Here is a 14,045-nt window from a genome sequence, read left to right on the forward strand (position 1 = left end):
GGTGGCTCTCGAAGCGGGTTCGATTCCCGCCATCTCCACTCATCCCATGTGGGCCAAGGCCCCGCCGCCCTCCCGGGCGGCGGGGCCTTCGTCATGCCCGGGGCCGTGCACCGCGGTCAGTCGGTGTAGTGATAGCGAGCCTTGAGGATCTTCACTTCCTTCTCGTCGGCTCGGTAGACGAGGCGGTGTTCGTCGTCGATCCGGCGGGACCAGTAGCCGGAGAGGTCCCCCTTGAGCGGCTCGGGTTTCCCGATGCCCTCGAACGGCGCGCGTTGGATTTCTCCGATCAGCCGGACGATCCGCTTGGCCATCTTCCGGTCCGCCGCCAGCCAGAACAGGAAGTCCTCCCATGCGGCCGGGTCGAAGTGGACGCTCCTCACTCCTCACCGGCCAGGGACTGCAGCTCCTCCATGGTCTTGGTGACGGACTCCGTGGCGGCGCGGTCGCGGGCGACCGCCTCCATGAGGCGGCGGGCATTCGCGGGAGAGCGCAGCAGGTGGACGGTCTCCTGCCACGAGTCGTAGTCCTCGGCCGACATGAGGACCGCATCCCCGTTCTTGGAGCTGATCCGCACCGGAGTGTGGTCGTTGTTGACACGCTCGATGAGGGGGAAAAGGGTCTTCCGGGCTTCGCTGGCGCTTATGGGCATGAGAGCACGTTCCCTTCAGGGCGGTACGGGAATACGGTACCGGACAGGTACCGACTTCCGGTACCGGACCGCGCCTAAGGCCGCCTGAGGCGGGTGGCCGCGGCCAGGGACGCCAGGGCTGCTGCTGCGGGGAGGGCGTAGGGGGTGGTGGTGCCGTAGTGGTCGACCGCGGCTCCGGCCGAGGCCGAGCCCGCGGCGATGCCCGCCATGATCGCGGTGACCGCCAGGGTCATGCCCTCGTTGAGGCGGGCCTGCGGGGTGGCGGCGTGGATGCGGGACATCGCCGTGACCATCACCGGGGCCGTGGCCGTGCCGGCCAGGAGGAGGGCGCCGCCCAGCAGTGCCACCGAGCCGGTTGCGGCTGCCGCCCAGGGCAGGCACATGGCCACCGCCAGGGCGGTCAGGCAGGTGCCCAGGCTGCGGGCGCGCACGGTGCCGTACAGCAGGCCCGCCGCGCAGGAGCCCGCCGCCTGCAGGGCGAGGACCAGGCCGACGGAGGCGCCCAGCCCGTGCGCCTTCAGGTACGCGATCGAGGTGACCTCCATCGCGCCGAACACCACGCCCAGCGGGAGGAAGAGGGCGAGGAGCGGGTAGAGGGCGCGCAGGGGCGAGCCCCGGCGGGCGGTCCGTGCGGGCGGCGGCTCCGTGGCGCGCTGCGAGGTGAACAGCAGCATGCCCGCCAGGAGCAGCGCTGCGCCCGTGACGGTGCCCGCCTCCGGGAAGGCGGCCGAGCACAGGAAGGCCGCCACCACCGGGCCGAGCATGAAGCACAGCTCGTCGGCGGCCTGCTCGAAGGCCATCGCCGTGTGGTGCTCGGCGCCGGAGCCGCCCAGCAGGTGGGTCCAGCGGGCCCGGGACATGCCGCCGATGTTCGGGGTGGTCGCCGTGGCCGCGTACGAGGCGAAGAGGGTCCAGGCCGGGGCCCCGTACCGGACGCACAGCACCAGCGAGAGGGAGCCCAGGACGGCGATCAGCGTGGCCGGTACGGCGATGCGGGCCTGGCCGTGGCGGTCGATCAGGCGGGCGGTCCACGGGGCGACCAGGGCGGTGGCCGCCAGGCCGACCGCGGTGACCGAGCCCGCCAGGGCGTACGAGCCGCGCCGGCCGGCGATCATCATGACCGCGCTGACGGCGAACATCCCCATGGGCAGCCGCGCCAGCAGGTTCCCCGCGGTGAAGGCGCGGGTGCCGGGCCGGGCGAACAGCCGGGCGTACGGGCCCGGGGCGGCGGCCCTGCGGGCGCTGCGGCGCGGGGGAGCGGCGAGGACCAGCGTGGAGCCGGTCACGGTCATACGGGCGGCGGAAGGGGCGGTGTCGGCGGTGTGCGGCATGGTGTCCACGATCCGGCCCGGCGGCGGACCGCGTCCAACACCGATCGGCTGCCGATTCACCGGTTCTTGTTGTTAGTCTCGCCCGGTGAACCCCCGCGATGTGGAACCCCGGCTGCTGCGCGCCTTCGCCGCCGTCGCCGAGGAGCTGCACTTCACCCGCGCCGCCGCCCGCCTCTACACCGCCCAGCAGGCGCTCAGCAGGGACGTGCGGCGCCTCGAACAGGCCCTGGGCGCCCCCCTGTTCGTCCGCACCACCCGCGCCGTCGAGCTCACCGCCGACGGGGAGCGGCTGCTGCCGCTGGCCCGCCGCGTGCTCACCGCGCACGACGAGCTCGCCGCCGCGTTCGCCGGCCCCCGCCCGCTCCTGGTCGACGTCAACACCGACGGGCCGGGCAGCGCCCGCACCGTACTGGAGCGGGCCCGCGAACTCGCCCCCGACTGCGAGCTGATGGCCCGCTTCGAGAGCGGGCTCACCCACGCCGCCGCCGAGGTCGCCGCCGGCCGGCTGGACGTCGCGTTCGGGTACGCGGAGGGCCTCGACCCGGCGCTGCGCGGCCGCCTCGCCCACCGGCTCGTGCGCTACGAGCCGCTCGCCGTGCTGCTGCCGGAGGGGCACCCGCTGGCCGCGCTGCCCCGCGTACCGCTCGACGCGCTGGCCGGGGAGCGGGTGTACGCCGGGGCCGGGAACCCGCGGACCCTGGAGTGGACCCGCCTCGCCCGCGAGCTGTTCCAGGGGCGCGGCATCGCGCTCGCGCCGCCCGCCCCCGTGGCGGTGGGCAAGGAGGAGTTCCGCCGGGTCATGGCCAAGACCCGCAACCCGGTGCTGGCCAGCGTGGAGTTCCTCGACCTGCCCGGGTGCGTCAAGCGGCCGCTGGTCGACCCGGTGCCGCTCTCCCCGCTGTCGATGGTGTGGCGCAAGGGATTCGGCCACCCCGGCCTCGACGCCCTGCACCGGGCCGCGGCCCGCCTCGCCGCCGACCGCGGCTGGCTGGACGCGCCCGCCGGGAGCTGGCTGCCCGGCGGGCTCACAGGCCCTCCCGGCAGCGGGTGAGTGCAAGGTTTCCCCCCGGTCATCCGGCGGGGACCGAGGCCGAAACGCGCCGTTCCTACGGTCGGCACCACGGACCGACAGCTGTGGAGGCGCGTGATGACCACCCGTACGACCGCACCGCACGAAGGAGGCCGCACAGGCCGCTGGATCGAACGGTGGGACCCCGAGGACGAGTCCTTCTGGAAGGAGTCCGGGGAGCGCATCGCCCGCCGCAACCTGCTGTGGTCGGTGTTCTCGGAGCACATCGGGTTCTCCATCTGGTCCCTGTGGTCCGTGATGGTGCTGTTCATGGGCCCGGCGTACGGGATCGACCCGGCCGGCAAGTTCTTCCTGATCGCGACGGCCACCTGCGTCGGCGCCCTCGTCCGCATCCCCTACACCTTCGCCGTCGCCCGCTTCGGCGGCCGGAACTGGACGGTCGTCAGCGCCCTGCTGCTGCTCGCGCCCACCGCGGCCGCCCTGGTGGTCATGGAGCCCGGGACCCCGTACGGCACCTTCCTGGCCGTGGCCGCCCTCACCGGCGTCGGCGGCGGGAACTTCGCCTCCTCCATGACGAACATCAACGCCTTCTTCCCGCTGCGCAAGAAGGGCTGGGCGCTCGGCCTGAACGCGGGCGGCGGCAACATCGGCGTGCCCGTGGTGCAGCTCGCCGCCCTCCTCGTCATCGGCACCGCCGGGGCCGGCCACCCGCGACTGCTGCTCGCCGCGTACCTGCCGCTGATCGTGGCCGCGGCCGTCTTCGCCCTGCTGCGGATGGACAACCTGGCGCCCGTGCGCAGCGACGGCGGCGCCGTCCGCGAGGCCGTCCGCGAGGCCCACACCTGGATCATGGCCTTCCTCTACGTCGGCACCTTCGGCTCCTTCATCGGCTACAGCTTCGCCTTCGGGCTCGTGCTCCAGACGCAGTTCGGCCGGACCCCGCTGCAGGCCGCCTCCCTCACCTTCATCGGGCCGCTGCTCGGCTCGCTGGTCCGGCCGGTGGGCGGCGCGCTCGCCGACCGCTTCGGCGGCGCCCGCATCACGCTCGGGGTCTTCGTGGCGATGGCCGCCGCCACCGGGGTCGTCGTCGCCGCCTCGCTGCGCGAGTCGCTGCCCGTCTTCCTCGTCGGCTTCGTCGCCCTGTTCGTCCTCAGCGGCATCGGCAACGGCTCCACGTACAAGATGATCCCGGGCATCTTCCAGGCCAAGGCGCTGGCCCGCGGCATGAGCGGCGAGGACGCGGCCGCGTACGGGCGCCGGCTCTCCGGAGCCTCCATGGGGCTCATCGGCGCGGTCGGCGCGCTCGGCGGGCTCGGCATCAACCTCGTCTTCCGCGAGGCGTTCCGGGCCTCGGGATCGGGGACCGCGGCCTTCGTCACCTTCCTCGGCTTCTACGCGGTGTGCTGCGCGGTCACCTGGGCGGTATACCTTCGCCGGCCCGCGGCCGCACCCCTGCCGGAAGCCGGTGCGGCGGCGAAGCCGCAGCTCACGTCGGTGTAACAGCGGTTAACGGCCACGAAATACGGTGGAACCGGGCCTGACACGCAGAGTTGACAGGCTCGGTACCCGATGCTCGACACGCGGGCGCGCACCAGGTAACGACCACGGGCAAGGCAGGTCACATGGACGACGACACGCACACCGCCGCTGCCGCCGCTGCCGGTTCCGACGCCACGGAGGCCGGTACGGACACCGCGGCCGCCGTCGGCGCGGGCCCGCTCGCCGGGTTCACCGTCGGCGTCACCGCCGCCCGGCGCGCCGACGACCTGATCGCCCTGCTGCGCCGCCGCGGCGCCACCGTCCTGCACGCCCCCGCCCTGCGGATCGTGCCGCTGGCCGACGACGGCGAACTCCTCGCCGCCACGAGGCGACTGCTCGCCTCCCCGCCCGACGCGGTGGTCGCCACCACCGCCATCGGCTTCCGCGGCTGGATCGAGGCCGCCGACGGCTGGGGCATCGGCGAGGAGCTCCTCGGCCGGCTGCGGGCCGCCGAACTCCTCGCCCGCGGGCCCAAGGTCAAGGGCGCCATCCGGGCCGCCGGGCTCGTCGAGGCCTGGTCCCCGCAGTCCGAGTCCCTCGCCGAGGTCCTCGACCGGATGCTGGCCGCCGGCGTCGCCGGCCGGCGCATCGCGATCCAGCTCCACGGGGAGCCGCTGCCCGGCTTCGTCGAGGCCCTGCGCGACGGCGGGGCCGACGTCGTCGTGGTCCCCGTGTACCGGTGGATGCCCCCCGAGGACCCCGGCCCGCTGGACCGGCTCCTCGACGCCCTGGTGGGCGGCGGCATCGACGCCGTCAGCTTCACCTCCGCCCCCGCGGCCGCCTCGCTGCTGTCACGGGCCGAACAGCGCGGGCTCGCCGAACCGGTGCTGGCCGCGCTGCGGGGCCAGGTGCTCCCCGCCTGCGTCGGGCCCGTCACCGCCGTCCCGCTCCAGGCCCACGGCATCGACACCGTCCAGCCGGAGCGGTTCCGGCTCGGGCCGCTGGTGCAGCTGCTGTGCCAGGAGCTTCCGGGGCGGGCCCGGGTGCTGCCCGTCGCCGGGCACCGCCTGGAGATCCGCGGCCACGCCGTCCTCGTCGACGCCGGGCTGCGCCCCGTACCGCCCGCCGGGATGGCCCTGCTGCGGGCCCTGGCCCGGCGGCCCGGGTGGGTCGTCTCCCGCGCCGACCTGCTGCGGGCCCTGCCGGGCTCCGGCCGGGACGAGCACGCCGTGGAGACGGCCATGGCCCGGCTGCGGGGGGCGCTCGGCGCGGCCAACCTGATCCAGACGGTGGTCAAGCGGGGCTATCGCCTGGCGCTGGACGCCGGCGACTGCACCCCGGAACGCTGACCCCCGCGGCTCCGCCGCCCCTGTCCCGCTGCGCGGGGCCCAGTTCCCCTCCCCGCCCCTTCTCCCCCAGCTACCGCTGGGAGGTGCCCCCAGAAACCGGATCCTGCGGCCCCGGCCCCCGCCCGCCTCGCTCGCCAGCGCGGCTCAAAGATTCGGGGCTCCGCCCCGGACCCCGCGCCTCAAACGCCGGCGAGGCTGGATTTCCGCCAGGCGGCGCTGGACGGTGCCGGCGGGGCTGGAATTGCCGCGCAGCGGCACAATCCAGCCCGCGCGGCGTTTGAGCGCACCGGGCGCGGAGCGCACGGAACGGGGGCCGGGGCGTCAGCCCCGGTTTCTGGGGGCACCTCCCAGCGGTAGCTGGGGGAGAAGGGGCGGGGTGGGAGCGGCTCCGCGCAGCGGCGCCCGGGCTCCGCACCCGGTGCGCTCAGACGCCGCGCGGGCCGGATCAAGGGCTGGCCGCCGTGCGCGCGTTCGGTTAGCGTGCCCGGATGATCATTGACGGGGTGGGGATGAGGTGCGTCGACGTCGCCGACGCCGCCGGACTGGCCGACGCACTGACGCGCAACCGGGCGTACATGGCGCCCTTCGAGCCGCGGCGCGACGAGGCGTTCTACACCGAGGCCGGCCAGCGCGCCCGCATCGAGGCCTTGCTGGAGGATCACGAGGGCGGCCGCCTGGTCCCGTACCTCCTGGTCGAGGAGGCCGGCGGCACGCCCATCGGCATGATGAACCTCGGCAGCATCGCCCTCGGCCCCTTCCGCAGCGGCGGCGTCGGCTACTGGGTCGACCAGGCATGGAACGGCAAGGGCGTGGCCACCGCCGCCCTCCTGGAGGTCTGCCGGATCGCCCGCGACGAGCTCGGCCTGCACCGGGTGGAGGCCGGCACACTCGTCGACAACACCGCCTCCCAGCGCGTCCTGGCCAAGGCGGGCTTCGAGCAGATCGGGCTGGCCCCCAAGTACCTGCACATCAACGGCGCCTGGCGCGACCACCGCCTCTTCCAGCGGCTCCTGCACGACGACCCGCCGATGTAGCTCCGCCGCCCGTACGGGGGGTTCCGCATCGACGCGTCGAGGGGCACTCTGAAGGCCGCGGCCCTGGACCAGAGGCGGTGACGGTCATGTGGTTCGACTCCGGGCGGATCTGCCTGGACCTGGTGGCCACCGGCGCCGCCCCCGCGGGCGCCGAGCAGATCGAGGACGGAGACGGGCTGCGGCTGTGGCTCGCCGGAGCCGGGCTCGTCCCCGACCGGACGCCGCTCGCCCGGGTCGGCCCCGACTGGGTGGCCGCCTTCCGGGTGCTCCGCGCCGACGTGGGCAGCCTCGTGCGCGCCGCCCTCGCCGGAGCCGGGCCCGACGGGGCCGCGCTCGCCCGGGTCAACGCGCTGGCCGCCGGCCCACCCCCCGGACTGTGTGCCGTCCCCGACCGCGAGGGGCACCTCGTACGGGAGCTGTGCGGCGGCGTGGAGTGCGGTGCGCTGCTCGCCGCGGTCGCCCGCGACGCCGTGGAACTGCTCACCGACCCCGGCGACCGGGCCCTGCTGCGCGCCTGCGCCGGGGACGGCTGCACCCGCGTCTACCTGGACACCTCCCGCGGCCACCGGCGCCGCTGGTGCTCCAGCGAGCTGTGCGGCAACCGCGAGCGCGTCGCCCGCCACCGGCGCCGCGTCCTCGCAGCCCGCCCCGACCGGTGATCTTCGCCCGGCCACCGGAACGGGCGTGCGGACCGGGCGCGGATTCGCGTACGGTTGACGGTCGCCCATGCACGTCAGAAGGGGGCCTTGGTGGCCGCGCAGGATGCCGCTGTCGACAGCACGGCGGATTCCGTCCGCGATCGGGAGATCGCGATCGAGCAGACGCACCTGGACCAGGTGTACCGCCGCCTCGAGGAGAAGATCGACGAGGCCGAGTTCCTCATGAACGACGCGGCCAAGCGCGGCCAGGTCGGCACGCCCGGCGCGCTGGCCGAGCGCGACGCGCAGGTCTTCCGGGCCGGGATCCACCTCAACCGGCTGAACAACGAGTTCGAGGACTTCCTCTTCGGCCGCATCGACCTCGTCCTCGGCAAGGACGGCGAGCGCGGCCCGGACGGCGCCTACACCTCCGTCGCCCCCGCCGACGACGCGATCCGCGAGGACCTGACGGCCGACATCGCCGAGACCCTGCACATCGGCCGCATCGGCGTCCTCGACGCCGACTACTCGCCGCTGGTCATCGACTGGCGCGCGCCGGCCGCCGCGCCGTTCTACCGGTCCACGCCCAAGGACCCCGGCCGCGTCGTGCGCCGCCGCGTCATCCGCTCCAAGGGCCGCAAGGTCCTCGGCGTCGAGGACGACCTGATGCGCCCGGAGGTCACCGCCTTCCTCGACGGGCGCGAGCTGCCCGCCATCGGCGACGGCGCCCTCATGGCCGCGCTCGGCCGGGCCCGTACGCACACGATGCGCGACATCGTCTCGTCCATCCAGGCCGAGCAGGACCTCGTCATCCGGGCCCCCGCCGCCTCCGTCGCCGAGGTCGCCGGCGGACCGGGCACCGGCAAGACCGCCGTCGCCCTGCACCGCGCCGCCTACCTGCTCTACCAGGACCGGCGCCGCTACGCGGGCGGCATCCTGATCGTCTCGCCGACCCCGCTGCTCGTCGCGTACACCGAGGGCGTCCTGCCCTCGCTCGGCGAGGAGGGCCAGGTCGCCATCCGCGCGCTGGGCTCGCTGGTCGACGGCGCCGAGGCCACCGCGTACGACGAGCCCGCCGTGGCCCGCATCAAGGGCTCCTCCCGGATGCTGAAGGTGCTCCGCAAGGCCGTCCGCGGCGCCCTCGAGCTCGGCGACGCGCCCGAGCGGCTGCGCGTCGTCGCCTTCGGGCAGCGCCAGGAGCTGGAGGCCGCCGAGCTGGACCGGATCCGGCAGAACGTCCTCGGCGGCACCGCCCCGGTCAACCTGCTGCGCCCGCGCGCCCGCAAGCTCCTGCTCGACGCCCTGTACGCCAAGACCGGCGCGGCCGGCCGGCACAGCGACCCGGAGCTCGCCGCCGAACTGCGCTCGGCGTTCGACGAGGACATCTCCACGGAGGACGTCTTCATCGACTTCCTGAACGCCTGGTGGCCCGAGCTGACCCCGCGCGGGGTCCTCGCCGCCCTGGCCGACGAACGGCGGCTCTCCCGCTGGTCGCGCCGGGTGCTGAACCCGCGCGAGGCCCGCCGCATGGCGCGCTCGCTGCGCCGCATCGGCCCGGACGGCCGCGGTCCGCTCTCCGTGCACGACGTGGCGCTGCTCGACGAGCTGCAGCAGCTGCTCGGCGCCCCGGCCCGGCCCAAGCGCAAGCGGGAGCTGGACCCGCTGGACCAGCTCACCGGGCTGGAGGAGCTGATGCCGACCCGCGAGGAGACCCAGTGGGAGCGGGCCGAGCGGCTCGCGGCGGAGCGCACCGAGTACGCGCACGTGATCGTCGACGAGGCGCAGGACCTGACGCCGATGCAGTGGCGGATGGTCGGCCGGCGCGGCCGGCACGGCACCTGGACGGTGGTCGGCGACCCGGCGCAGTCCTCGTGGATCGACCTGGAGGAGGCGGCCGCCGCCCGTGACGAGGCCCTCGGGACCCGGCCGCGCCGGCGCTTCACCCTCACGGTGAACTACCGCAACCCCGCGGAGGTCGCCGAGATCGCGGCCCGCGTGCTGCGCCTGGCGATGCCCGGCATGGAGCCGCCGACCGCGGTGCGCTCGACCGGTCTGGAGCCCCGCTTCACGGCCGCCGGGGGCGATCTCGGGGCCGTGGTGCGCGAGGAGACGCGGCGGCTGCTGGAGCAGGTGGACGGCACCGTCGGCGTGGTGGTCTCCATGGACCGGCGCGCCGAGGCCGCCGGCTGGCTGGCGGAGCTGGGCGAGCGGGCGGTGGCCCTGGGCAGCCTGGAGGCCAAGGGCCTGGAGTACGACGCCACCGTGGTGGTCTCCCCGGCGGAGATCGCCGGCGGCACCACCCGCGAGGAGGTCGAGGCCGGCGAGTCCCCGGCGGGTCTGCGGGTGCTGTACGTGGCGCTGACGCGCGCGACGCAGCAGCTGACGGTGATCTCCACCGACCGCGACGAGCCCGACGCGGCCGGCGTGCCGTCGCTGCTGCGGGCGTAGCGGGGTCATCGCCCGGCCCCGATGGGCCGGATGGCCCGCGGCCACCCGCGTGGTGAGACGAGGCCGACCGCCCCGAGGGGGCACGGCCCTGCCGATCCTTTGTTAGCCTGGGTACGACACCGGCTCGATCCAAGCCCCCGGGCCCAACCTTCGTCGCTTAGAGCGACCACTTGCCGCGAGGCGAGCATGGCGGGTCGGTGTCATAGACGTACGTTCCACCAGGTCCGCGCTCCCGGTTTTCCGGGGGCGCGGACCTTTTTCGTAGCGGGCTACGCTTCCCCGACCCCGATCTATCTCGTATGGTGGAAGAGTCTTTCCGAATTTCGTACCGAGTTACCTGCTACTGACCGGTAGGTGGGACGATCGGACAACAGGTCCTGCCACACCTGCCGTGTAGCGGGGCCCTGTGCGTAACAGAAGAAACAGGGACAGAAGAGGAACACGGCCATGGCAACGGCGCCCAGCGTCTCGTACTCGATGACGGTCCGCCTGGAAGTGCCCGCGAGCGGAACCGCGGTCTCCCAGCTCACCACCGCCGTGGAGTCGTCCGGTGGCTCGGTCACCGGCCTCGATGTGACCGCCTCCGGCCACGAGAAGCTCCGGATCGACGTCACCATCGCCGCGACCTCCACCGCACACGCCGACGAGATCGTCGGCAAGCTCCGCGGCATCGAGGGCGTCAGCCTGGGCAAGGTCTCCGACCGCACCTTCCTGATGCACCTCGGCGGCAAGATCGAGATGGCGTCCAAGCACCCCATCCGCAACCGCGACGACCTCTCGATGATCTACACCCCCGGCGTCGCCCGCGTGTGCATGGCGATCGCCGAGAACCCCGAGGACGCGCGCCGCCTCACCATCAAGCGCAACTCCGTCGCAGTCGTGACGGACGGCTCCGCCGTCCTGGGCCTGGGCAACATCGGCCCGAAGGCCGCGCTCCCGGTCATGGAGGGCAAGGCGGCCCTCTTCAAGCGCTTCGCGGGCATCGACGCCTGGCCGATCTGCCTGGACACCCAGGACAGCGACGAGATCGTCGCCATCGTCAAGGCCATCGCCCCCGGCTTCGCCGGCATCAACCTCGAGGACATCTCCGCGCCGCGCTGCTTCGAGATCGAGGCCCGGCTGCGCGAGGCCCTGGACATCCCGGTCTTCCACGACGATCAGCACGGCACCGCCATCGTCGTCCTCGCCGCCCTCACCAACGCACTTCGCGTCGTGGGCAAGGCAGTTGGGGACGTGAAGGTCGTCATGTCGGGCGCCGGCGCGGCCGGTACCGCCATCCTGAAGCTGCTCCTGGCCGCCGGCGTGAAGAACGTCGTGAGCGCCGACATCCACGGCGTGGTGCACGCGGGCCGCCCCGACCTGGTCGACGCCGACGAGGACTCGCCGCTGCGCTGGATCGCGGACAACACCAACCCCGAGGGCTACACGGGCACTCTGAAGGAGGCCGTGGTCGGCGCCGACGTGTTCATCGGCGTCTCGGCCCCCAACGTCCTGTCCGGCGAGGACGTCGCCGCGATGGCGGAGGGTGCGATCGTGTTCGCGCTCGCGAACCCGGACCCGGAGGTGGACCCCGCGGTCGCCCGCCAGACCGCCGCCGTCGTGGCCACCGGCCGCTCCGACTTCCCGAACCAGATCAACAACGTGCTGGTCTTCCCCGGCGTGTTCCGCGGCCTGTTGGACGCTCAGTCCCGCACCGTGAACACCGACATGATGCTGGCCGCCGCGAGCGCGCTGGCGGACGTCGTCGGCGAGGACGAGCTGAACGCGAACTACATCATCCCGTCCGTCTTCAACGACAAGGTCGCGGGCGCCGTGGCCGGCGCGGTCCGCAAGGCGGCCCAGGCCGCTGTGACGACGCCCACGTCCGCCTGAGGCCCGTCCCGGCGCGTCGCGGGATGCGGGCCCGCCGGGGCGCCTCTAGGGTTGCGGGGATGCCCACGAGGACCGGGGCCCGCATCCCACCAGTGCGGACGGAGCGTCACCGAGGCGTGACTGTGGCGCTTTTCGTGTGACGTTGGCGGGTGCCGGATTGGCGTTCCCGCCGCTGGTGGGGGCAGGATGCGTAACCGGGCGCGAGGGTCTGACGTTCAGACCCGGGTCCGGGGACTGTCCGAGGGCCCTGGCAGCATCGGCTTCGATCTCACGCCTCCAAGGCAAGTTGAACACGGGAGTACAACATGAACCGCAGTGAGCTGGTGGCCGCTCTGTCCGAGCGCGCCGAGGTGACCCGCAAGGACGCCGACGCCGTTCTGGCCGCGCTCGCCGAGACCGTCGGCGAGATCGTCGCCAAGGGCGACGAGAAGGTCACCATCCCCGGCTTCCTGACCTTCGAGCGCACCCACCGTGCCGCTCGCACCGCGCGCAACCCGCAGACCGGCGACCCCATCCAGATCCCGGCCGGCTACAGCGTGAAGGTCTCCGCGGGCTCCAAGCTCAAGGAAGCCGCCAAGGGCAAGTAAGTCCGCCCTTGTGCCGAGCGCCGCACGGGCGCTCGGGACGGCAGGCGTGTGCGGGCGTGCGCGAGTCGTGCAGCGCGCCGCTCGGTACGCCGCGCAGGACGCAGAAGCGCCGAAGGGCGGCCACCCGGTGGGGTGGCCGCCCTTCGGCCTGTTCAGGGGCCCCTGGGGGGCCGTGGCGGGGCCTCAGACGAGGTCGCCGCCGGGGAGCTCGACCTTGGCTCCCAGCTCCACGAGCTTCTCCATGAAGTTCTCGTAGCCGCGGTTGATGAGGTCGATGCCGTGGACCCGCGAGGTGCCCTCGGCCGCCAGCGCCGCGATCAGGTACGAGAACCCGCCGCGCAGGTCGGGGATGACCAGGTCGGCGCCCTGCAGCTTGGTGGGGCCGGAGACCACCGCCGAGTGCAGGAAGTTGCGCTGGCCGAAGCGGCACGCCGAGCCGCCCAGGCACTCGCGGTACAGCTGGATGTGAGCACCCATCTGGTTGAGCGCCGAGGTGAAGCCGAGCCGGGACTCGTAGACCGTCTCGTGGACGATCGACAGGCCCGTGGCCTGGGTCAGGGCGACGACCAGCGGCTGCTGCCAGTCGGTCTGGAAGCCGGGGTGGACGTCCGTCTCCAGGGCGATCGCGTTGAGCGGGCCGCCCGGGTGCCAGAAGCGGATGCCCTCGTCGTCGATCTCGAAGGCGCCGCCGACCTTCCTGTACGTGTTCAGGAAGGTCATCATCGAGCGCTGCTGGGCGCCGCGCACGTAGATGTTGCCGCCGGTCGCCAGCGCCGCGGAAGCCCAGGAGGCGGCCTCCAGGCGGTCCGGGAGCGCCTTGTGGTTGTAGCCGCCGAGGCGGTCCACACCGGTGATCCGGATGGTGCGGTCGGTGTCCATCGAGATGATGGCGCCCATCTTCTGCAGGACGCAGATGAGGTCCTCGATCTCCGGCTCGACCGCGGCGTTGCTGAGCTCGGTCACGCCCTCGGCCAGGACGGCCGTGAGCAGCACCTGCTCGGTCGAGCCGACCGAGGGGTACGGGAGGCGGATCTTGCAGCCGCGCAGGCGCTGCGGGGCCTCGAGGTACTGGCCGCCCTCGCGCTTCTCGATGGTCGCGCCGAACTGGCGCAGCACGTCGAAGTGGAAGTCGATCGGCCGGCCGCCGATGTCGCAGCCGCCCAGGCCCGGGATGAAGGCGTGGCCGAGACGGTGCAGCAGCGGGCCGCAGAAGAGGATCGGGATGCGGGACGAGCCCGCGTGGGCGTCGATGTCGGCGACGTTGGCGCTCTCGACGTGCGTCGGGTCCAGGACCAGCTCGCCCGGCTCCTCGCCCGGGCGCACGGTCACGCCGTGCAGCTGGAGCAGGCCGCGGACGACGCGGACGTCGCGGATGTCGGGCACGTTGCGCAGCCGGCTGGGTTCGCTGCCGAGCAGAGCGGCCACCATGGCCTTGGGCACGAGGTTCTTCGCACCGCGGACACGGATCTCGCCCTCGAGCGGGGTTCCGCCATGGACAAGCAGTACGTCGTCACAGTCTGTGCCGGTCATGAATCTCGCGTTCCGGAGGGGTCCTCCCGGCTGTGCCAGGGGGAGGTGGGCAGGGACCAGGGAAAAGGGTAAGGGTCGTCGCCCCGTTGTTCGTAAGG

General features: G+C 73.5%; 12 protein-coding genes. 8 read left to right on the forward strand and 4 right to left on the reverse strand.

From position 1 onward, the window contains the following. Positions 1-116 precede the first annotated feature (116 nt). The 3 genes from ABZ924_RS28010 to ABZ924_RS28020 all read right to left on the reverse strand — a co-directional run bounded on the left by ABZ924_RS28010 (position 117) and on the right by ABZ924_RS28020 (position 1,941). On the reverse strand, positions 117-380 hold the full coding sequence (locus ABZ924_RS28010; RefSeq protein ID WP_361915455.1) for a Txe/YoeB family addiction module toxin: 264 nt from the start codon (positions 378-380) through the stop codon (positions 117-119). Continuing rightward, a complete protein-coding gene (locus ABZ924_RS28015; RefSeq protein ID WP_361915458.1) occupies positions 377-649 on the reverse strand; it encodes a type II toxin-antitoxin system Phd/YefM family antitoxin in 273 nt (90 codons plus the stop codon). The genes ABZ924_RS28010 and ABZ924_RS28015 overlap by 4 nt, the downstream gene beginning before the upstream one ends. A gap of 74 nt (positions 650-723) precedes the next feature. Beyond that, entirely contained in the window at positions 724-1,941 is a 1,218-nt protein-coding gene (locus ABZ924_RS28020) for an MFS transporter (RefSeq protein ID WP_361915526.1), read from the reverse strand. A 124-nt stretch (positions 1,942-2,065) separates the two neighbouring features. Here ABZ924_RS28020 and ABZ924_RS28025 point away from each other — a divergent pair, with 124 nt between their 5' ends. The 8 genes from ABZ924_RS28025 (at position 2,066) to ABZ924_RS28060 (ending at position 12,417) form a co-directional block, all read left to right on the forward strand. Then, complete coding sequence (locus tag ABZ924_RS28025) at positions 2,066-3,031, forward strand: LysR family transcriptional regulator (protein ID WP_361915461.1); 966 nt, start codon at positions 2,066-2,068, stop codon at positions 3,029-3,031. Between the two features lie 96 nt (positions 3,032-3,127). Further along, a complete protein-coding gene (locus ABZ924_RS28030) occupies positions 3,128-4,510 on the forward strand; it encodes a nitrate/nitrite transporter (RefSeq protein WP_361915464.1) in 1,383 nt (460 codons plus the stop codon). Between the two features lie 122 nt (positions 4,511-4,632). Further along, the gene (locus ABZ924_RS28035) at positions 4,633-5,838 is read left to right on the forward strand and encodes a uroporphyrinogen-III synthase (RefSeq protein WP_361915467.1); all 1,206 of its coding nucleotides are present in this window, start codon (positions 4,633-4,635) and stop codon (positions 5,836-5,838) included. Between the two features lie 488 nt (positions 5,839-6,326). Then, positions 6,327-6,872: a GNAT family protein gene (locus ABZ924_RS28040; protein ID WP_361915470.1), complete on the forward strand. Its 546-nt coding sequence runs from the start codon at positions 6,327-6,329 to the stop codon at positions 6,870-6,872. 86 nt (positions 6,873-6,958) lie between these two features. After that, positions 6,959-7,531, forward strand: coding sequence for a CGNR zinc finger domain-containing protein (locus ABZ924_RS28045; RefSeq protein WP_361915529.1), 573 nt, complete (start codon positions 6,959-6,961; stop codon positions 7,529-7,531). A gap of 90 nt (positions 7,532-7,621) precedes the next feature. Further along, positions 7,622-9,958, forward strand: coding sequence for a UvrD-helicase domain-containing protein (locus ABZ924_RS28050; RefSeq protein WP_361915473.1), 2,337 nt, complete (start codon positions 7,622-7,624; stop codon positions 9,956-9,958). 447 nt (positions 9,959-10,405) lie between these two features. After that, a complete protein-coding gene (locus ABZ924_RS28055) occupies positions 10,406-11,830 on the forward strand; it encodes an NAD-dependent malic enzyme (RefSeq protein WP_361915476.1) in 1,425 nt (474 codons plus the stop codon). Positions 11,831-12,135: 305 nt separating this feature from the next. Continuing rightward, positions 12,136-12,417, forward strand: a complete 282-nt coding sequence (locus ABZ924_RS28060; protein WP_007264399.1) for an HU family DNA-binding protein — start codon at positions 12,136-12,138, stop codon at positions 12,415-12,417. A 183-nt stretch (positions 12,418-12,600) separates the two neighbouring features. On the opposite strand, the gene murA is transcribed toward ABZ924_RS28060, so the two are convergent. Next, positions 12,601-13,947 (reverse strand): UDP-N-acetylglucosamine 1-carboxyvinyltransferase, encoded by a 1,347-nt coding sequence (gene murA / locus ABZ924_RS28065; RefSeq protein WP_361915479.1) that lies wholly within the window; start codon positions 13,945-13,947, stop codon positions 12,601-12,603. Between the last annotated feature and the right edge of the window lie 98 nt (positions 13,948-14,045).

Source organism: Streptomyces sp. NPDC046876, from assembly GCF_040645035.1.
Lineage (GTDB): Bacteria > Actinomycetota > Actinomycetes > Streptomycetales > Streptomycetaceae > Streptomyces.